Annotated in this window: 20 protein-coding genes; 10 read left to right on the top strand and 10 right to left on the bottom strand. The window is 72.3% G+C overall.

Features of this window, described 5'->3' with window-relative positions; genetic code table 11:
* Positions 1-116: 116 nt before the first annotated feature.
* The 5 genes from ABD126_RS26490 to ABD126_RS26470 form a co-directional block, all read right to left on the bottom strand.
* On the bottom strand, positions 117-854 hold the full coding sequence (locus ABD126_RS26490; RefSeq protein ID WP_343936639.1) for a polysaccharide deacetylase family protein: 738 nt from the start codon (positions 852-854) through the stop codon (positions 117-119).
* A gap of 33 nt (positions 855-887) precedes the next feature.
* Positions 888-1,730 (bottom strand): TIGR03620 family F420-dependent LLM class oxidoreductase, encoded by an 843-nt coding sequence (locus ABD126_RS26485; protein ID WP_343936648.1) that lies wholly within the window; start codon positions 1,728-1,730, stop codon positions 888-890.
* 94 nt (positions 1,731-1,824) lie between these two features.
* The gene (locus ABD126_RS26480; protein ID WP_343936638.1) at positions 1,825-2,148 is read right to left on the bottom strand and encodes an ArsR/SmtB family transcription factor; all 324 of its coding nucleotides are present in this window, start codon (positions 2,146-2,148) and stop codon (positions 1,825-1,827) included.
* Positions 2,149-2,157: 9 nt separating this feature from the next.
* A complete protein-coding gene (locus tag ABD126_RS26475; RefSeq protein ID WP_343936637.1) occupies positions 2,158-2,526 on the bottom strand; it encodes a DUF4180 domain-containing protein in 369 nt (122 codons plus the stop codon).
* Positions 2,519-2,962, bottom strand: a complete 444-nt coding sequence (locus ABD126_RS26470) for a helix-turn-helix domain-containing protein (protein WP_343936636.1) — start codon at positions 2,960-2,962, stop codon at positions 2,519-2,521. The genes ABD126_RS26475 and ABD126_RS26470 overlap by 8 nt, the downstream gene beginning before the upstream one ends.
* A gap of 90 nt (positions 2,963-3,052) precedes the next feature.
* Between ABD126_RS26470 and zapE the strand changes: the two genes are divergently transcribed.
* The gene (gene zapE / locus ABD126_RS26465; protein ID WP_343936635.1) at positions 3,053-4,105 is read left to right on the top strand and encodes a cell division protein ZapE; all 1,053 of its coding nucleotides are present in this window, start codon (positions 3,053-3,055) and stop codon (positions 4,103-4,105) included.
* Between the two features lie 111 nt (positions 4,106-4,216).
* On the top strand, positions 4,217-5,122 hold the full coding sequence (locus tag ABD126_RS26460; RefSeq protein WP_343936634.1) for a GNAT family N-acetyltransferase: 906 nt from the start codon (positions 4,217-4,219) through the stop codon (positions 5,120-5,122).
* Here the strand turns inward: ABD126_RS26460 and ABD126_RS26455 are convergent.
* Positions 5,077-5,988, bottom strand: coding sequence for a GlxA family transcriptional regulator (locus tag ABD126_RS26455; protein WP_343936633.1), 912 nt, complete (start codon positions 5,986-5,988; stop codon positions 5,077-5,079). The genes ABD126_RS26460 and ABD126_RS26455 overlap by 46 nt on opposite strands.
* A gap of 72 nt (positions 5,989-6,060) precedes the next feature.
* On the opposite strand from ABD126_RS26455, the gene ABD126_RS26450 reads away from it, so the two are divergent.
* A complete protein-coding gene (locus ABD126_RS26450) occupies positions 6,061-6,852 on the top strand; it encodes a dienelactone hydrolase family protein (protein ID WP_343936632.1) in 792 nt (263 codons plus the stop codon).
* Between the two features lie 365 nt (positions 6,853-7,217).
* Here the strand turns inward: ABD126_RS26450 and ABD126_RS26445 are convergent, their stop codons facing one another.
* On the bottom strand, positions 7,218-7,694 hold the full coding sequence (locus tag ABD126_RS26445) for an SMI1/KNR4 family protein (RefSeq protein WP_343936631.1): 477 nt from the start codon (positions 7,692-7,694) through the stop codon (positions 7,218-7,220).
* Positions 7,687-7,878 (bottom strand): HNH endonuclease, encoded by a 192-nt coding sequence (locus ABD126_RS26440; RefSeq protein ID WP_343936630.1) that lies wholly within the window; start codon positions 7,876-7,878, stop codon positions 7,687-7,689. Before ABD126_RS26440 ends, ABD126_RS26445 begins: the two co-directional genes overlap by 8 nt.
* Positions 7,879-8,233: 355 nt before the next feature.
* Here ABD126_RS26440 and ABD126_RS26435 point away from each other — a divergent pair, with 355 nt between their 5' ends.
* The 7 genes from ABD126_RS26435 (at position 8,234) to ABD126_RS26405 (ending at position 16,089) form a co-directional block, all read left to right on the top strand.
* Positions 8,234-9,355, top strand: coding sequence for an endo-1,4-beta-xylanase (locus tag ABD126_RS26435; RefSeq protein ID WP_343936629.1), 1,122 nt, complete (start codon positions 8,234-8,236; stop codon positions 9,353-9,355).
* Positions 9,356-9,494: 139 nt separating this feature from the next.
* Complete coding sequence (locus tag ABD126_RS26430) at positions 9,495-11,144, top strand: choice-of-anchor B family protein (protein WP_343936628.1); 1,650 nt, start codon at positions 9,495-9,497, stop codon at positions 11,142-11,144.
* 57 nt (positions 11,145-11,201) lie between these two features.
* A complete protein-coding gene (locus ABD126_RS26425) occupies positions 11,202-12,068 on the top strand; it encodes a hypothetical protein (RefSeq protein ID WP_343936627.1) in 867 nt (288 codons plus the stop codon).
* Positions 12,068-12,205, top strand: a complete 138-nt coding sequence (locus ABD126_RS26420; protein WP_343936626.1) for a hypothetical protein — start codon at positions 12,068-12,070, stop codon at positions 12,203-12,205. The genes ABD126_RS26425 and ABD126_RS26420 overlap by 1 nt, the downstream gene beginning before the upstream one ends.
* Before the next feature lie 97 nt (positions 12,206-12,302).
* Complete coding sequence (locus ABD126_RS26415) at positions 12,303-13,034, top strand: DsbA family protein (RefSeq protein ID WP_343936625.1); 732 nt, start codon at positions 12,303-12,305, stop codon at positions 13,032-13,034.
* The gene (locus tag ABD126_RS26410; protein ID WP_343936624.1) at positions 13,031-13,576 is read left to right on the top strand and encodes a vitamin K epoxide reductase family protein; all 546 of its coding nucleotides are present in this window, start codon (positions 13,031-13,033) and stop codon (positions 13,574-13,576) included. The genes ABD126_RS26415 and ABD126_RS26410 overlap by 4 nt, the downstream gene beginning before the upstream one ends.
* Positions 13,573-16,089, top strand: coding sequence for a thiopeptide-type bacteriocin biosynthesis protein (locus ABD126_RS26405; protein ID WP_343936623.1), 2,517 nt, complete (start codon positions 13,573-13,575; stop codon positions 16,087-16,089). The genes ABD126_RS26410 and ABD126_RS26405 overlap by 4 nt, the downstream gene beginning before the upstream one ends.
* Here the strand turns inward: ABD126_RS26405 and ABD126_RS26400 are convergent.
* Both ABD126_RS26400 and ABD126_RS26395 read right to left on the bottom strand, forming a co-directional pair.
* Positions 16,072-16,986 carry a GNAT family N-acetyltransferase gene (locus tag ABD126_RS26400; RefSeq protein WP_343936622.1) on the bottom strand — a complete coding sequence of 305 codons (915 nt, stop codon included), beginning with the start codon at positions 16,984-16,986 and terminating at the stop codon, positions 16,072-16,074. The genes ABD126_RS26405 and ABD126_RS26400 overlap by 18 nt on opposite strands.
* The gene (locus tag ABD126_RS26395) at positions 16,983-18,182 is read right to left on the bottom strand and encodes an arginase family protein (RefSeq protein ID WP_343936621.1); all 1,200 of its coding nucleotides are present in this window, start codon (positions 18,180-18,182) and stop codon (positions 16,983-16,985) included. The genes ABD126_RS26400 and ABD126_RS26395 overlap by 4 nt, the downstream gene beginning before the upstream one ends.
* Positions 18,183-18,185: the final 3 nt, after the last annotated feature.

Here is an 18,185-nt window from a genome sequence, read left to right as displayed (position 1 = left end):
TTGGCCCAACCCCGGGAAAATGTGGTAGCCCTTCGGGCGGGCCATACGGAGATGACACAAGCAAGAAGCCCGGGTTGGGTTGTGTCCCCTCCGGTGGGCTGCCTGTTCGGCGGCTCCTAGTCGTCTGGGCCGAGGGTGAGGAGTTCTGACACTGTTGTGAAGCGGTAGCCGCGTTCGCGCAGGCCGTCGATGATGGGCTCCACCGCTGCCCGGGTCCGGTCCCGGCCCGGGTACATCCCGTGCAGGAGCACGATCGAGCCTGGGCGGGTCTCGTCCAGGGTGGCCCGGACGATGTCGTCCGTGCCGCGCTTGGCCGCCTCCTCGCTGGAGTCCGGCTCCACGTCCCACATGATGGTCTTGCGGCCGTGTTCGTCCAGATAATGCGGCAGGGCCACCAGTTTCTTGCCGTTCGGCGGCCGGAAGGTGATGTCACCGGTGTAGCCGGCGGCACGGATGGCTTCGTCGGTGCGTTCCACTTCCCGCGCCACGAAACTCGGGGTCACGAACACCATCCGTTCGTGGTGGTAGGAGTGGTTGCCCAGTTCGTGGCCCGCTTCGACGATCGCCCGTCCCAGGTCCGGGTGTTCCGACAGCTCTCGCCCGGTCACGTAGAACGTCGCACGGACGTCCTTGCGCGCCAACGCCTCCAGCAACGGTTGGGTGCCGGCCGGGTGCGGGCCGTCGTCGAAGGTCAGGGCCACCACCTTCTCCGTCGTCCGCACGCGGTCGGTGAGGCCGCCGAAGAGTTGGTAGCCGCGCGCATTGGCCAGTGCCATCACGCCCACGCCGCTCAACGGCAGCAGCACCACGACCGCCACGACGATGATCAACCAGCGGCGCCGTCGGAACCCCATCGGGTCATCCTGGCGCATCCCGCCGAGCGACGATCACGCGGCCGGCAGCAACGCCTCCGCCAGGGCGCGCCAGTGCGGCATCGCGGTCTCCCCCGCCGGGACGCCGATCACCTGCACGCCGACGTGGTCCGCACCGACCTCCACGTGCGCGCGCAGCTTGTCCACCACGGTGTCCAGGTCGCCCCAGAACACCAGGTCGTCGACCAGGCGATCGCTGCCGCCGCCCGTGACGTCGTCCTCGGTGTAGCCCAACCGCCGGAACTTGGCCAGGTTGTACGGCGTCGCCAGGTACGGCGCCAGGTGTTCGCGCGCCACCGCCCGCGCCCGCTCGGGGTCGGTCTCGAACAGCACCGCGTGCTCCACGCCCAGGAACGCGTCCGGCCCCAGCACCTCCCGCGCTTGCGCCGTGTGGGCCACGTTCACGTGGTACGTGTGCGCGCCGTGCGTGCGGTCACGGGACAGTTCCAGCATCTTCGGCCCGTACGCGGCCAGGATGCGCCGCACGCCGTCCGCCGGGTCGAGCGCGTCCAGGTACTCCGCCATGGCCGCGAGCGGCTTGACGCCCGGGCGGGGCTTGCCGCCGAAGCCCAGGCCCAGGACGTGCCGGCCCGGGTAGGCGTCGGCCAGCAGCAGGCTCGCTCCCCTGGCCGCCGCGGCGTCCCGGGACCAGATCTGCGCGATCCCGTTGGCCACGGCCATCCGCCGGGTCGCCGAAAGCAGGTAGCCGGCCAGCGAGAACGCCTCCCGCCCGCCGACCTCGGGCACCCACACCGCCCGCCAGCCCAGGTCTTCCAGCTCCTGCACCGAGTCGCGCACGACCGCCGCCGACTGGCTCTCGAAGTCGAACGTCCACACCCCGAACGTGCCGAGGCCCATGTCGCCCATCGGGCTCCCCCTTCCGTCAGATCGAAGTATCGCGGATTTACGATTTGACGGTCAAGCCGGAACCGGCGAAGTCCACTGCGGAAGGTCAGAGCACCTTGCCCAACAGGGCGATCAGCTCGGCGATGCGTCGTTCGTCACGCTTGTAGTGGGTCCACTTGCCCACCCGCGTGGCACGCACCAGGCCCGCGCGCTGGAGTTCGGCCATGTACGCCGACACCGTGGATTGCGCGAGCCCCACCTTGGCCTGGATGTGGCTCACGCACACCCCCGCCTCGTGCGGGTCGACCAGCGCGCCGGTCAGGTCGAAGTTGCGCTCCGGGTCGCGCAGCCAGCTCAGCAGCTGCAGGCGCAACGGGTTGGACAGCGCCCGCAGCGCCTGCACCACCTCCGCCGGGACCTCATCCGCCACGCCCCCAGGCTACCGACCGGCGCGCAACCGCTCGTCCAGCGCGTCGAGGTCGGGCACGAACCACACGTGGTCCCCCTCGTTGGACTCCGCGACCAGCGCGCGCAGCGCCGAACTGGCCGCCAGGTGCTCCGAGATGTCGCCGACGACCGCCAGCAGCATCCGGTAGTTCACGAACTTCTGCATGACCTCGCCCGCGAACCGGGTGCTGAGCGTGAAGAACCGCTCCCCCAACCGGTGCGCGGGCACGGCGGCCACCCGCGCGCCGAGGAACACCGCGCCGATGATGTCCAGGGCGTCCTGCTCGGTCTCGATCGGGGGCCCGTCCGGGTCGCACTCCACGACCTGCACGCCGACCCGCTCGCGCACCACGTCAGCCACCGTCGGCCTCCCCGGCGACCAGGCCGTTGTCGCCGTCGAGCACGGCGGCGAGCAGCCCGAGCAGGTCGGCGGTGGCGGCGGGACCGCCGAACACGACGATCTTCATCCGGTTCCCCTCCTCGTCGAACAAGGTCTGCACGCGCAACGGGTGCGCGGGGTCGGGCGCGGAGCCGACCCCGGCCAGGACCAGCGTGCTCAACCGGTCGGCCCCGGCCCGGTCGACGCCTGCCACCTCGACCACCGTGGACACCTCCACCGCCGGGCGCGGCGGCGCGGGGCGGCCGAGCAGGGCGGCGAGGTCGGCGCGGGCGATCCGGTACTGCTTGCCGATCCGGACCGCCTTGAGCCGACCGGTGCGGATGTAGCCGCGCACCGTCCGGACGTGCAGGCCGAGCCGCTCCGCGACCTGCTCGACCGAGTACATATCGTCACTCATCGTTCCCCAAACTAGCGCGTGTAGGGAATGATAGGGAAGGTAGTGATCGAGTTCACGGCTTTCCGGGTGGCACGCTGCTATAGACGAAAGGTGCGCGCGCGACAGCTCCTCGACCGGTTCCACGACTGCGCGCGCGACCGCGGCTACACGCTCGACGCGGCGCAGGAGCACGCGGCGGCGCGGCTGGCGGAGCTGGGCGCGGAGCTGACGGCGCTGTTCGGCGGCCGGCCGCGCGGGGTGTACCTGTGGGGACCGGTCGGGCGGGGCAAGAGCTGGCTCGCGGACACGTTCTTCGACCTGGTCCCGCTGCGCCGCAAGCGCCGCGTGCACTTCCACGAGTTCTTCCGCGAGCTGCACACCCGCATCTCCGCCCACCTGCACGAGCCCGGCGCGGTGGAGCAGGCGGTGGCCGAGCTGACCGGGAACTGCCGGCTGCTGCACTTCGACGAGTTCCACCTGCACGACGTGGGCGACGCGATGCTCGTGCTGCGCCTGCTGGAGTCGCTGCGGGCGCGGGGCGTGGTGCTGCTGGTGACGTCGAACTACCCGCCGTCGGGCCTGCTGCCCAACCCGCTCTACCACGACCACTTCCTGCCCGGGATCGCGCTGGTCGAGGCGAGCATGGACGTGGTGGAGGTGGCCGGACCGCGCGACTACCGGCGCACGCCCGCGGGCGCGCCGCGCTCGGTGTTCGAGACCGGGGTGTGGTGCTCGCCGGGGACCGACGCGCAGCTCGCGGCCCTGGGGCTGGCGCGGCCGTCGGGGTGGGTCGCGCTGCCGGTGAACGGGCGCGAGGTCCGGGCGCGGGCGGCGCGGGACGCGGTGGTGTGGTTCGACTTCGCGGACCTGTGCGAGCGGCCGACGTCCACTCGGGACTACCTGGTGCTGGCCGAGCGGTACCGGACGTGGGTGCTCGACCGGGTGCCGCCGCTGGCCACCCGCGACCGGGAGGCGCGGCAGCGGTTCGCCAACGTGGTGGACGTGCTGGTGGACCGGGACGTCCGGCTGGTGCTGGTCGGCGAGGCGGACCTGCTCGCCGGTGACGCGCAGGCGCTGGACCGGGCGCGCACGGCCAGCCGCCTGGCCCTGCTCCAGCGCCCCGGGCGGGAAAACCGGTTCCGCCTCGACGGCGTCTCGATCTAGGGTCGGCGCCAGGTGCGCACGCAGTTCCCCGTCCGGCACGAGCGGTGCCCGCCGCCACCTCACCGACACCGCGCTGCCGCGCGACCTGGAGACGCCGTGATCTTCCGCCCCATGACCGAGGCCGACCTCGACCGCGTCCTGCCGCTGCTCGTCCCCGGCGAGGTCGGCGCGTGGAGCGACGCCGACGCCTTCCGCCACCGCCTGGGCACCGGCGAGTACCGCCACGAGTGGACCTGGATCGCCGAGGACGCCGGTGACGTGCACGCCGTCGCCGTCTGGTGGGGCCAGGCGAAACCGGAGGCCCTGGACACCCTCCACGCCCGCGGGGACGACCGGGCGGCGGTGGCCGCGCGACTCCTGTCCACCGCGCACGAGTCCCTCGGATCAGCGCTGGACTACCACGTGCTCCTGCCGGCGGACTGGCGCGACCGGCCCGACGCCGTCGCCGCTCTGCACTGGCGTCGAGAGGCCGCCGGGCGAGCGGGCCTGACCGAACCGGTCGAGCGGCTGCGCTACGAGTGGACGCGCCAAGCGGGCGTGCCCGCGCCGTCCCCACGCCTGCGGTTCCGGGCCGAGCCGGACGACGAGGTGTTCGTGGACCTGTTCCGCCGGGCGGTGCAGCAGTCGCTGGACGCCGCGTCGACCCGGGAAGCGCGGACCGTCGGGGCGCAGGCGCAGGCGCGGTCGGACGTCGAGTTCTACCGCGACTCCATGCTGGGCGACCGGGCGTGGTGGCGGGTGGCGGAGACGGCGGCGGGCGAGCCGGTGGGCTTCGGCGTGCCGTCGCGCAACACGGGCTTCGCCACGGTGGGCTACCTGGGCGTGCTGCCCGAGCACCGCGGCCACGGGTACGTCGACGACATCCTGGCCGAGATCACCCGGTTCCTGGCGGAGGAGACGGGCGCCGACGTCATCCGGGCCGACACCGACCTGACCAACCAGCCGATGGCGAAGTCCTTCGAACGCCTGGGCTACACCAACTTCGCCCGCCGACTGGTCCTCTCGCCGCCCCGGTGATCGCGGGGGCCGCGCCCGGTCTCCCGCCGCAGGACCCGGCGCAGCGTGGTCGGGTCCGCGTAGCCGACGCGGCGGGCGATGTCCTCCACCGGCAGGCGGGTCGTCGTGAGCAGGTCCACGGCGGTCTCCACGCGGAGGCGTTGCAGGAAGCGCACCGGGGACAGGCCGGTGGCCCGCTCCACCCGCCGGGCGAAGGTCCGGGTGGACATCCCGACCGCCGCCGCCACGTCCGCCACCGACACGTCGTCGGCCAGCCGGGCCCGCGCCCACCGCTCCGCCGCCGCCACGTCCGCGTCGGCGGCGGTCAGGAACCCCAGGGCCATGTAGGCGGACTGGCTGGCCCGCACGTCCGCGAGCAGGTACCGGGCGCACCGGTCGGCCAGCTCGGCCCCGCCGTGGCGGGCCACCAGCGTCAGCATCAGGTCCAGGTGCGCCATCGCCGCGCCGGCCGTGGTCAACGGCCCGTCCCGGACCACCAACGCCTCCGCGTCCAACTCCACGCCCGGGTGCAGTCGGCGGAACAGGGGAGCCAACCACCACGACGTCGTCGCCCGCCGCCCGTCCAACAGCCCCAACGCCGCCGGCAGGAACACCCCAGAGCACGACGTGGCCACCTCGGCGCCCCGCGCGACCGCGTCCACGAGCACCTCACCGGCGGCCCTCGCATCCGGCCGCCCGAGCAACGCCCGCACCTCGGCCCCGCTGGTCAACCCCAACCCCGGCAGGACCACCACGTCCGCCGCGTCCCCGGTCACCCGGAACACCGGACGCCCCTCGACCCGGTTCGCCGTGTCCAGCACGTCGAACGTGATCGCCACGCTCGTGGCCATCGCCCCTTCCAGCGCCAGCACCCGCACGGACGTCATTGGCGAGAAATCCCCGATCTTTGTCGATTCCGCCACTCCCGACACCAGTGTGCACCGCCGAAGATCACCGCCGTGGACACCCTCGCCGACTTCACCCACCGCCAGACCACGCTCAACGGCGTCACCAAGACCGTGCACGTCACCGGCAACGGCCCGGCCGTGATCGTCATGTCCGAGATGCCCGGCATCAGCCCGCACGTGGCCCGCTTCGCCCGGTGGGTGCGCGACGCCGGTTTCACCGTGTTCATGCCGTCGCTGTTCGGCCGGGACGGCGCGGTGCCCTCGGCCGAAGAGGGCGCGGCGGTGGTGCGACGGGCGTGCCTGAGTGCGGAGTTCCGAGCGCTGGGCGGAGGCAGGTCGAGCCCGGTCACCCACTGGCTCATGGCCTTGGCGCGGGAGGCGCACGCCGAGTGCGGCGGCCCGGGCGTCGGCGCGATCGGCATGTGCTTCACCGGCAACTTCGCCCTGACCATGATGCTCGAACCCGCCGTACTGGCCCCAGTCCTGGCACAACCGTCGCTACCGCTGGACAACCCGGCCGGCCTGGAGATCTCACCCGACGAGCTGAGCGCGGTGAAAGCAAGACTCGACCACGACGACCTGACCGTCCTGGCCTACCGCTTCGAGGGCGACCGGATCTGCACGGCCCAACGCTTCGCCGCCTACCGGGAGGCCCTGGGCGACCGTTTCACGGGCCGCGAACTACCGGACGACGTGAACCCGGACGTCCCCCCGTTCTTCGCAACCCACGTGCCCTACCCGCACAGCGTCGTCACAGTCCACCTGGTAGACCGCGAAGGCCACCCCACCGTGACAGCACGCGACGAAATCCTGACCTTCTTCCACCACCGACTAACGCCCTGACGGCCACCCACTCCAGCGCCGAAGGCGCGCTTCCCGAAGGGCTCCTTAGCCCACAGGAAGGGCCTCGGTTCGTCCCCCGTACGGCCTGGGCGCAGCCCAACCACAGATCGCCGGGGTCGGCCTGAAAAAGTTTCGGGAGGAACGAGCGAAAGTTTTTGGACGACCCCGGCGATCTGTGGTTGCCTCCGGCAGGCCGTGCGGGGGACGAACCGACGCCCTTCCACCCCCCGGGGGCCTGCCGCGCGGCGAGCGCCGCTCTTCGCTCTTCGCTCTCGCTCTTCGCTCTCGCTCTTCGCCTTCGCCTTCGCCTTCGCCTTCGCCTTCGCTTTTGATCCTGAGCGCGCACCGCACTCGGAAGCGAACCGTCAGTCCGGACACCTAGTCAAAGCCGCCACAAACCCCGCAAAAGAAGAAGCGATCTGCCGAGGCACCCGGTCCTCGTCCACGTACACCACCGCCGGCTCCCCACGAGCCCCACACCCCCGGTAATCCAGCATCACCGTGTCATGACCGGCCGACGGCATCTGGCAGATCACCACCCCCACGTCCGGATAACCCCACTCCTCGACCATGTACCGGCTCCCCAACTCCGGCGAGTCGATCCCCCACTCCCCTCCGATCCCCCGCAGGCCCCGGATCTCGATGTGGTCCGGGGCCCACGAGGTCGGGAACGGGGTGAACACGCAACGGCGGCGAGGGGTGCCGCCGTTGCGTCGAGCGAGCAGCTCCACGTAGGCCCGCGGGAGGGAGACGCCCAGCAGCGCCTCCGCCCCTCGGACCATCTCCCCGGTCAGAGGAGGACCCGTGTAGTACGGGTCCTCCTCCCAGAACTCGTCACTCATGCGTCTTCAACGCGTGCCCTCCGGTGTGGCCGGTGCGGCTGTGGACGTCCTGCCTGATGAGTTGCATTCGACCACTGTCCTGGTGGTGGTGCCAGGTGTAGTCCTTCGGCGTGCTCTTCAGGCCCGCCGCCTCGTTGGCCAGCTTCTCGTCCATCTTCCGGTTGCCGGTGAGCTTGATGCGCACGTCCGGCACCTTCGGGTGGCGCCACTTGGAGAAGTCCGCGGCCGAAGGCGATCAACGCCAGGACGACGAGGAGCACGCCGCCGGCGCGTCCTCTGGGTGTCGGTCTGCGGCGGGTCCCACGTGACATGCGACGTCCCCTCATCGGCGGCGGCTTCCCCACCCGTTTCGGGAACGGCGGTGGCGCTCGTTACCAGGAGGTCGCGGTGTCACCCGGCCGGCCCAGCGGCCCGGCTTCGGGATCCCGAACCTTGACGCCCGCGCGACCAGCGGCTTAGGGTCCGCGCATCCGAAACTTAGCAATCTTCTTGCGAAAGTTTCGACGGACAGCCGTCGCAAGGAAGCGAGAAGCTCCGGCATGAGAACCACCCGTCTGGCCACCGCCGCGCTCACCGCGCTGGCCCTGTTCACCCCGATGACCGCCGCGGCCACCGAGGACGCGCAGGTCGAGGACGCGGGCCACGCCCGCAAGGACACCCTGCGGCACGCCGCGCCCAAGGGGTTCAAGATCGGCACCGCCGTCGCGGGCGGCGGGCACCACGAGACCATGCCCTACCCCGACCCGTTCACCTCCGACCAGCCCTACCGCGCCGTGCTCGCGGCGGAGTTCAACTCGGTGTCGGCCGAGAACCAGATGAAGTGGGAGTACATCCACCCCGAGCGCGACCGCTACGACTTCGCCATGGCCGACGCCATCGTGAAGTTCGCGCAGCGCAACCGGCAGGTCGTGCGCGGGCACACGCTGTTGTGGCACAGCCAGAACCCGGCCTGGCTGACGGAGGGCACCTTCACCAAGGACGAACTCCGGTCCATCCTGCGCGACCACATCAAGACGGTCGTCGGCCGGTACAAGGGCAAGATCCAGCAGTGGGACGTGGCCAACGAGATCTTCAACGACTCGGGGCAGCTGCGCACCACCGAGAACATCTGGATCCGCGAACTCGGCCCCGGCATCATCGCCGACGCGTTCCGCTGGGCGCACGAGGCCGACCCCAAGGCGAAGCTGTTCTTCAACGACTACAACGTGGAGGGCGTCAACGCCAAGAGCAACGCCTACTACGCGCTCGTCCAAGAGCTGAAGGCGCAGGGCGTCCCGGTCGACGGCTTCTCCGCGCAGGCGCACCTGAGCACCCGCTACGGGTTCCCGGGCGACTTGCAGGCCAACCTGGAGCGGTTCTCCGCGCTGGGCCTGGAAACCGCGATCACCGAGTTGGACGTCCGCATGGACCTGCCCGCCGACGGCGTGCCCACCGCTGCGCAGCTCGCCCAGCAGGCCGACTACTACAACCGGACCCTGGTGGCGTGCCTGGCCGTGGAGGGCTGCGACTCCTTCACGATCTGGGGCTTCACCGACAAGTACTCGTGGGTCCCGGTCTTCTTCCAGGGCGAGGGCGCGGCCACCGTCATGTGGGACGACTTCTCGAAGAAGCCCGCGTACCACGTGCTGAAGGAGACGCTGGCGAAGGCGGGCCGGCGCTGACCCTTCAAAGGGACCGCTCCCAACCGACGATCGGGGGTTAATCCCCGGCCACGGCCGGTCCTATCGTCGGAACCTGATCGGAAAACCCTGCTCCCGGGCCGCGCCACGCGGTCCGGGAATTTCCGGTGAGGAGCACATCATGAAATCCCTGCGATGGGCCGGGCTGGCCGTGTTCACGGCCGCCGCGGTCGCGCTGTCGATGACGGCCGCGTCCGCGCACGACCCCGAGACACCCGAGGGCCAGGCCGCGGCACGCGCCTTCCTGGCCGACCACCAACCCGCCGAGCGGCACGCCGTCGTCGGCACCGCGGCCGGGGTGCCGTGCGTCAACGGCAAGGCCGACATCTACCCCTGCAAGAACGTCGACCTGCTCAGCGTCCTGCCGCTGGCGAGCATGGGCGGCGGCAACGGCAACGACATCTGGGGCTGGACCGACCCGTCCTCCGGCAAGGAGTACGCGATCGTCGGCCGCACCAACGGCACCGCGTTCGTCGACGTGAGCACCCCGACCGCGCCGAAGTACCTGGGCAACCTGCCCTCCAACGGCGGCAGCAGCACGTGGCGGGACATGAAGGTCTACAAGGACCACGCGTTCATCGTCGCCGACTTCATCTCCGGCCACGGCATGCAGGTGTTCGACCTGACCCGCCTGCGCACCATCACCACGCCGCAGACCTTCACCGCGGACGTGCTCTACAAGGAGTTCGGGCCGGCGCACAACATCGCCATCAACGAGGAAACCGGCTACGCCTACGCGATCGGCTCCAACACGTGCAGCGGCGGTCCGCACATGGTGGACATCCGCACGCCGAAGTCGCCCAAGAACGCCGGTTGCGTCTCCCAGGACGGCTACACCCACGACACGCAGTGCGTCGTCTACCGCGGCCCCCACACCCAGTACCAGGGCCGTGAGATCTGCTTCAACGCCAACGAGGACACGCTGACCATCGTCGACGTGACCGACAAGGCCCGCCCGGTCCAGCTGTCCCGCAAGGGCTACTCCGGCTCCCAGTACTCCCACCAGGGCTGGCTGACCGAGGGCCAGCGCTACTTCCTCCTGGACGACGAGCTGGACGAGTCCTCCGGCACGGACAAGCGCACCAAGACCTACATCTGGGACCTGGCCGACCTGACCAACCCGGTGCACACCGGCACCTACAGCTCCCCCGCCACGGCGATCGACCACAACCAGTACGTCAAGGGGCAGCACACCTTCCAGGCCAACTACCAGGCCGGGCTGCGCATCCTCGACGTCAGCGGCGTCGCCTCGGCGCGGCTGACCGAGGTCGGCTACTTCGACATCTACCCGGCCGGCGACGAAGCCAAGTTCAACGGCGCGTGGAGCAACTACCCCTACTTCGCCAGCGGCATCGTGCTCGTCAACGGCATCGAACAGGGCCTGGTCGTCGTCAAGCCCAACCTCGGCGGCACCGAGCCCCCGCCCGGCGGCCGGTTCGAGAACACCGCCGACGTCCAGATCCCCGACGCCGGCGCGGCCGTGACCTCCCCGGTGACGGTCTCCGGCGTGTCCGGCAACGCCCCCGCCACCCTTCAGGTCAACGTCGACATCAAGCACACCTACCGCGGCGACCTGGTCATCGACCTGGTGGCCCCGGACGGCTCGACGTACCGGCTGAAGGCCTCGAACAACGACAGCGGCGACAACGTGCTCACCACCTACACCGTCAACGCCTCGGCGGAGACGGCCAACGGCACGTGGCAGCTTCGCGTGCAGGACGTCTACCGGGCCGACACCGGCTACATCGACGCCTGGAGCCTCCAGTTCTGACCCCTTGAAGGCGGGTGGCGGCCCCACCGCCACCCGCCTCCGGCGATGGAGCGACCCATGCGCACCCTGCGGTTCACCGACTGGGCCTTCCTGGCCGCCGCCGCGGCCGTGGTGGTGGCGGCCACGATCACCCTGACCCGCCCCACCCCCGCCCCGGCCCACTCGACCCACCAGCCCGACCTGGTCCCGGCCGCCCACAGCGACGGCCTGTCCGAGGCCGAGGGCGGCTTCCGGTTCGACCGCGTCACCATGCCCGCCGAACGCGGCCCGGCCGTCCCCGTCGCCTTCCGCATCCTGGGCAAGGACGGCACTCCGGTGACGACGTTCCTGGACAACCAGACCAAGCAGATGCACTTCTTCGCCATCCGCGACGACATGCACGTCTTCCAGCACGTGCACCCGACGCTGCAAGGCGACACCTGGCACACCACGCTGTCCCTGCCGGACGGAGGCGCCTACCGCATGTTCGCCGAGTTCGTGCCGACGGACACCAAGGACCCGCGCCACCCCGTGGTCCTGGGCGTGCCGTTCACCGTCCCCGGCGACACGTCCCTGGTCCCGGTGCCCCCGCCGGCGGCGCGGACGGTGACAGCGGACGGCTTCACCGTGACCCGCGTGGACGAACCCGGGCAACCGGGCGTGATGCGCCCGCAGTCGTTGCGGTTCGCCATCCGCGCCCCCGACGGCACCCCGGTCAAGGCGCTGGACCCGCACCTGGGCGCGAACGGCCACATGACCGGGTTCCACACCATGCTCCTGTCGGCGACCCACCTGCACCCGGTCGAACCGGCCGGCGCACCGCTGATCAACGGCGAGCTGACGTTCCGAGCGGTATTCGCGGACAAGGGCGAATACCGCCTGTTCCTGGAGTTCTCCCACGACAACAAGCTGCACACCGCGGCCATCACGATCGCCGTGACCTGATGGAACGCACAGCGATCTACGGCATCGGCGCCGAATCGAGCCCGCTCAGCGCCCACCACGACCGCTTGGTCCGCCCGCTCGACCCCGACCTGCCCCACCCCGACCTCACACCGGTCCTGGTAGGCACGGGTCGGTAGCCGCCCGACACCCCACGTTCGGGTGATACCGGGAACTTCCGGCGTCGCGATCCGACCACCAGGCCACAGGCACTCTCGAACAGGGGCGAACTCCTCGATGTCAGGCACGAAGAACCCGGTGACCGCGCGCCGCGGCCCGTCGCTCAACCTCATCCTCACCGCCGTCGTGGTCGTGGTCGCCGCGGCCGTGATCGGCGGCATCGTCCTGGCCAACCGCTCGTCGGGCGCGGGCGGCGGTGGCGGCGGCGTGCCGGACGAGCGGCTGGTGCCGGCCAACGCCCACACGCTGTCCACAGTGGAGGGCGGCAAGGTCACGCTCGTGGAGTTCCTGGACTACCAGTGCCCGGCGTGCGCGTCCTACTACGCCAACGTGACCAAGAAGCTGGAGCAGGACTACCAGGGCCGCATCACCATCGTGACCCGCAACTACCCGCTGCAGATGCACCCGTTGGCGCTGCCCTCCGCGAAGGCCGCCGAGGCCGCCGCGAAGCAGGGCAAGTACAAGGAGATGTACCACGCCCTCTACGACGGCTTCCAGGACTGGGCCGTGAGCGGCAAGACCACCAGCAGCGACACCGCCGCCGCGACGGCCAGGTTCGAGGAGTACGCCAAGTCCCTCGGACTCGACGTCGAGAAGTTCCGCGCGGACATGGCCTCGGCCGACGTCCAGGCCGTGATCGACCGGGACCTGGCCGACGGGCAGGCGCTGGGCGTGAGCAGCACGCCGACGTTCTTCCTCAACGGCGAGAGGTTCACCCCGACCGCGAAGACCTACCCGGACCTGGACCGCGAGCTGCGCGCGAAGATCGACGCGGCGCTGGGCGGATGAACGCCCGGCTGGCCTGGCTCTACGTGATCGGCGGCGGGCTCGGCCTGGGCGCCGCCGCCGCGCTCGCGCTGGAGAAGATCGCCAAGCTGCGCGACCCCGCGTACGTGCCGACGTGCTCGCTCAACCCCGTGGTGTCGTGCGGGTCGGTGATGGACAGCCCGCAGGCGGAGGCGTTCGGCTTCCCGAACCCGTTGCTGGGCATCGCGGCGTTCGCCGTCGTGGTCACCACCGGGGTCGCGGTGCTGGCGGGGTTCGAGCCGCCCCGCTGGTACCGGGTGGCGATGAACGTCGGCACCGCGTTCGGGGTCGTGTTCGTGCACTGGCTGATCTTCGCGAGCCTGTACGACATCCGCGCGCTGTGCCCGTACTGCATGGTCGTGTGGGTCGTGGTGCTGCCGATCTTCTGGTATACGACGCTGGACACGTGGCCCGCGCTCGCGCCGCTGCGCCGGGTGCACAGCGCGGTGCTCGCGTTGTGGTACGCGGTGATCGTGGTGCTGGTGCTGTTCGCGTTCTGGGACTACTGGTCGAGCCTGGTGTGAGGTTCCTGCCGCTGGTCATGGTGCGGATGCCGGTGCTGCCGCTGGAGCGGTTCCGGGACCTGCAACCGGACTCGCTCGACGCGGCGGGCCGGTTGTGGGCCGACGCCGGGCTGCGCGACGCGGTGCGGGTGGCCAACCCGGGGTTCGCCCGCGAACTGGACCGGCGGGGCGCGCCGGACCGGCGGGCGGCGCTGGCGTTGTTCCGCTACGCCAACCGGATGGTGACCCGGCCGACGCCGTTCGGGCTGTTCGCGGGCACCGGGTTCGCGTCGTGGGGCGCGGACGGGCCGTTGCGCGCGCCCCGGGCCGTGCGGCGGCACGAGCGGGTGGACGCGGTGGCGGTGGGCGCCCTGGTGCGCGGGACGCGGCCGGACGTGGTGGGGCGCAACCCGACCGCGCGCGTGTCCGGCACGCGGGTCGTGGCGCAGCCGCCGGGGGTCGCGGGACGGCCGCGGTCGGTGCGGCGGTCGGACGTGGTGGACGCCGTGCTGGCGTTCACCGCTTCGCCCCGGCCGTGGGCGGAGGTCGTCGGGCTGGTGCGGGAGTCGTCACCGCACGTGCCCGAGGACAAGGCGGTCGCGTTCGTGGACACCCTTGTCCGCGAGGGGTTCCTGGTGGACGTTCGGCGGCCGACGGCGCCGTTCGGGTTCGACGTGACCGGTCTCGACCTGCCCGAGCCCACGTTGGTCGATCTCGCGCTGGACGTGGGCGACACCGTGGACGGCCGATGGCGCGACCCGCTCGCCACGGCGTTGGAGGTGTTGCAGCGCATCGCCCTGGCCCGCCGGCCGCCCGCCGAGCTGACCCGGTACGCGCACGTGTTCGCCGAGCGGTACGGGCACGAGGAGGTGCCGGTCGAGGACGTGCTGGACGACCTGGGCGGGCTGCCCGCCCGTGGACCCGACGACGACCGCGACCTGGACCCGTTGCGGCGCTTGGTGTTGCGGCGGGCCGAACGGGACCCGGTGGTCGAGTTGAGCCTGGCCGACGTGGCGGGGCTGCCGTCGCACGGCTTGCGGCCGGTGCCGTCGTGCGATGTGTTCGTGCAGGTGGCGGACGGTCGGCTGGTGCTCGCACCGCGCGGGGTGGTCGCGCCGGGCGGTCGGGCGTTCAGCCGGTTCGCGCCGTTCGACCCGCGCGTGGACGGGCACCTGCGCGACGCCGTCCGCAACGAGCGCGAGCCGGGGACCTGTTTCGCGGCCTTGGACTACTGGCACGACACCACGGTCAACCACGCGGGCGGGTCCTCGCCGTACGAGACGGTGCTGGCGTGGTCGTCGGTGGCCCCGGACGCCCTGCGGCCGGCGGACATCGTGGTCGGGCACCGGGACGGCCGCCTGCACCTGCGGTCGCGGCGGGACGGGCGGCGGGTGCTCGTGCGGACCCACCACCTGGTCGGCACGTCCACCGCGCCGCCCCTGCCGGACTTCGTGCACCGGGTGTCGAACGAGCACTTCGCCGTGCCCGGGTGGAGTTGGGGGTCCTTCGCGGACGCGGCGCTGCGCCTGCCCCGGATCGAGGTCGCCGGCGTGGTGGTGTCGCCGGCGCGGTGGCGGGTGGACCACGACGACGTGGAGCGGTGGCGGGCGGACGTGCCGAGGTTCGTGCACGTCGGCGACGGCGACACCCGGCTGCTGCTGGACCTCGACCACCCGGTGCACCGCGGGTTGCTGCGCGGGCACGAGTGGGTGGAGGAGTCGTTCCTGCGGCCGGACCAGGCCGGTCACGCCACGGAGATCGTGGTGACGGCCGTGGACGACGGCTACCGGCCCGAGGTGCTCGACCTGCCGACGCGCACCGAGGTCGCCGCGCCCGTGCCGCGACTGCCGGGTGACGGGTGGTGGGCGCTGCACCTGCGGTGCGACCGCCGGTCTGAGGACGCGGTGCTGGCCGCGCTGAGCGGGTTCCTCCCGGCGGGGCGGTGGTTCTTCGTCCGCTACGACGTGCCGCGCGACCACCTGCGGGTGCGGGTGCGCGCCGACGCGGCCGGGATCGACGAGCTGTGCGCGGCGGCCCGGTTGCTGCACGGGCGCGGGTTGGTGGCGGAGTTCTCCGTCGAGCCGTACGTGCCGGAGGTCCAGCGGTACGGCGGCCCGTCGAACCTCGCGGTGTGCGAGGAGCTGTTCTGCGTGGACACGACGAACGTGGTGCGGTGCTTGGCCGAGCCGCGGCCGGACGGGGTGGACGACGCGACGTTCGCCGCGCTCTCGGCGGACGCGTTCCTGACCGCGCTGGGGACTCCCGGTGACCTGGCGCTGGCGGCACTGTCCCGCCAAGCCGCCGATCCGGCGTCCCGGGCCGAGCGGCGGCAGGAGCACGAGCAGCGCAGGCTCCTGCGCCTGCTCCTCGGCTCCGGCGGGCCCCGGTACGAGTACCCGCCGGTCGAGCTGCCCGAGGAGGTCTTCACGAGCTTGCTGCACATGCACCTCAACCGGCTGGCCGTCGAACCGGCCGACCAGCACCGGGGCGCGCGGCGGCTGCTCGCCGCGCGCCGGTCACGCCAGCAGCAGTGAGTACCGGTCCCAGCCGCCCACCCGCACGAACCCCAGGTCCGCGTACCCCGCCAACGCCCAGGTGCCGTCCGTCCCGCGCGGCACGCCGATGCTCAGCGTCGTGAACGCCCGGGGCGCGCACCGGGTCACGTCGGCCAGCATCCGCCGCACCGCGCCGGTCCCCCGCTCGGCCGGCCGCACGCACACCGTCTCCACCCACAGGTCGGTCGGGTCGTCCGGCCAGGTCACCACCAGGAGGAACCCCAGGAGCCCGGCCGGTCCGACGAGCACCCGCGACAGCTCGGGCCGCAGGCCGGGGTGCTCCAACGCCGCCGCGATCCGCGCCCGGCCGCGCCCGGAGGTGGGTTCGGCCTCGAACACGGTCGTGTAGAGGTCGGTGACGGCGTCCCGGTCACCGTCGGGGTCCAGCGGTCGCGGATCGGGTCCGGGCGGGCCGGGGATCGCGGGGAGCAGCGGGCGGCTCAGCTCCGCGAACCCGGACTTGTAGCCGAACCCGAGGCGTTGCGCCAGGCCGCGCAGGTCGTCCTGGCCGTCGAGGACGTCCACCAGCAGCTCCACGTGCCGACCGCCGGCCAGCGCCAGCGACCGGTCCCGCGACCACTCCAGCAGCGCCCGGCCCACGCCGCGCCCGCGCCACCCGGGCACCACCCCGCCGGCGCACTCCACGAACAGCGAGCCGCGGTGGGCGCTGACGACGACCCGCGCGTACCCCGCCAGCCGACCGCCCACGCGGGCCACGGCGGCGTTGCCCACGTCGGCGGCGGCCAGCACGGGCCCGAGCAGCACGGGGTGGCGTTCGCGGCACCCGGCGTCCCACGGGCACGGCCGCCCGGTGTCCTCGGCGCACAACGCCGCCGCGACCGGCGCGATGTCCCGGTCGGCGAAGTCCGCGATCACGACCGCCCCCTGGTGAACACGGCGTCCAGCGCGCGCAGCAGCAGGTCCGCCACGACGATGCCGGGCGCGTCCGACGCCGACCCGATCAGCTCCACCACGTCCAGGCCCACGACGTCCAGCCGCCGGCACAACCCGTCGACCAGCGCGACCGCCTCGGCGTGGCCGAACCCGCCGGGCAGCAGCGTGCCGGTGCTGGACAGGACCGACGGGTCGAGCACGTCCACGTCGATCGTCACGTGCCAGCGCAACCCGGGCGGCAGAGCGGCCACGATGTCGTCCACCGGCACGTCCAGGGCGCCGCGGCCGGGCCAGCCGAGCAGTTTCGGGCTGTGCTGCGGCGGTTCGGCGGTGAGCTGGCGGATGCCGAACTGCGCCACGCACGCCACCGCGTCCAGGCCGACCACCCAGTCCAGGAAGTTGCCGTGGTGGGCGTCCGCGCGGTCGCCGGTGCGGACCTGGCCGTAGTCGTGGTGGGCGTCCAGGTGCAGCACGCCGAGCCGGTCGTGGGTCCGGGCGAGGCCGGTCACGACGGGCAGGGTGATGGAGTGGTCGCCGCCCAGCACGACCGGCACCCGGTCGGCCGCCGCGACCGCCTCGACGGTGTCGGCGAGGTCGGTGAGCATCGGGCCGTTGCGGGCGGGCGCGACGCCGGTCAGGTCGCCGATGTCCACCAGCGCCACGCCGTCGAGCACGCGCCGGCCGGTGACCGGGTCGAGCATCCCGACCGGGCGGCCGTCGCGGAAACCGGCCCGGAACAGGCCGGTGCTGACCCGCCGCAGGTACTCCGGCCCGAACCGCGCGCCGGCCCGGTAGGTGACGCCCGCGTCGTAGGGGACGCCGACGACGACACCGCGCGCCGACCCGCGCAGCGCGCCCGCGAGGTCGGTCACGGGCAGGCCGAACAACCCCGTGCGCACGGACACCGACGGCTCGCCGTAGGGGCGCAGCAGGCCCAGTTCGCGCAGGCTGTCCACCGCGCCGAGCAGCACGTCCGAGCGGTCCCGGTCGGCGCCGACCTCGGCCGCGACCGCGCTCACCGCCGTGGGCAGCGCGAACAGCGCCAGCAGCCGCGCGGACGTCCGGCCCACCCGCACCTCGCGGCCGGTGCCGGGCCACCAGAACACCGCGCCGTCGGCGTCGGCCGAGCGGCGCACCACGTCGGGCGCGATCACCAGGACGTCCTCCAGGCCCGCCACGGC

This window comes from Saccharothrix mutabilis subsp. mutabilis (assembly GCF_039521145.1).
Classification (GTDB): Bacteria; Actinomycetota; Actinomycetes; order Mycobacteriales; family Pseudonocardiaceae; genus Actinosynnema; species Actinosynnema mutabilis.
Note: the sequence above shows the minus strand (reverse complement) of the source record. Positions and strands in the feature narration are given on the sequence as shown.

Bases quoted from the DNA above. Each gene is read 5' to 3' on its own strand.
- ABD126_RS26410 (WP_343936624.1), top strand. From the start codon at position 13,031: ATGAACGCCCGGCTGGCCTGGCTCTACGTGATCGGCGGCGGGCTCGGC.
- ABD126_RS26415 (WP_343936625.1), top strand. From the start codon at position 12,303: ATGTCAGGCACGAAGAACCCGGTGACCGCGCGCCGCGGCCCGTCGCTC.
- ABD126_RS26435 (WP_343936629.1), top strand. From the start codon at position 8,234: ATGAGAACCACCCGTCTGGCCACCGCCGCGCTCACCGCGCTGGCCCTG.
- ABD126_RS26445 (WP_343936631.1), bottom strand. From the start codon at position 7,694: ATGAGTGACGAGTTCTGGGAGGAGGACCCGTACTACACGGGTCCTCCT.
- ABD126_RS26460 (WP_343936634.1), top strand. From the start codon at position 4,217: ATGACCGAGGCCGACCTCGACCGCGTCCTGCCGCTGCTCGTCCCCGGC.
- ABD126_RS26420 (WP_343936626.1), top strand. From the start codon at position 12,068: ATGGAACGCACAGCGATCTACGGCATCGGCGCCGAATCGAGCCCGCTC.
- ABD126_RS26490 (WP_343936639.1), bottom strand. From the start codon at position 854: ATGGGGTTCCGACGGCGCCGCTGGTTGATCATCGTCGTGGCGGTCGTG.
- ABD126_RS26485 (WP_343936648.1), bottom strand. From the start codon at position 1,730: ATGGGCCTCGGCACGTTCGGGGTGTGGACGTTCGACTTCGAGAGCCAG.
- ABD126_RS26455 (WP_343936633.1), bottom strand. From the start codon at position 5,988: ATGACGTCCGTGCGGGTGCTGGCGCTGGAAGGGGCGATGGCCACGAGC.
- ABD126_RS26430 (WP_343936628.1), top strand. From the start codon at position 9,495: ATGAAATCCCTGCGATGGGCCGGGCTGGCCGTGTTCACGGCCGCCGCG.
- ABD126_RS26470 (WP_343936636.1), bottom strand. From the start codon at position 2,962: ATGAGTGACGATATGTACTCGGTCGAGCAGGTCGCGGAGCGGCTCGGC.
- ABD126_RS26425 (WP_343936627.1), top strand. From the start codon at position 11,202: ATGCGCACCCTGCGGTTCACCGACTGGGCCTTCCTGGCCGCCGCCGCG.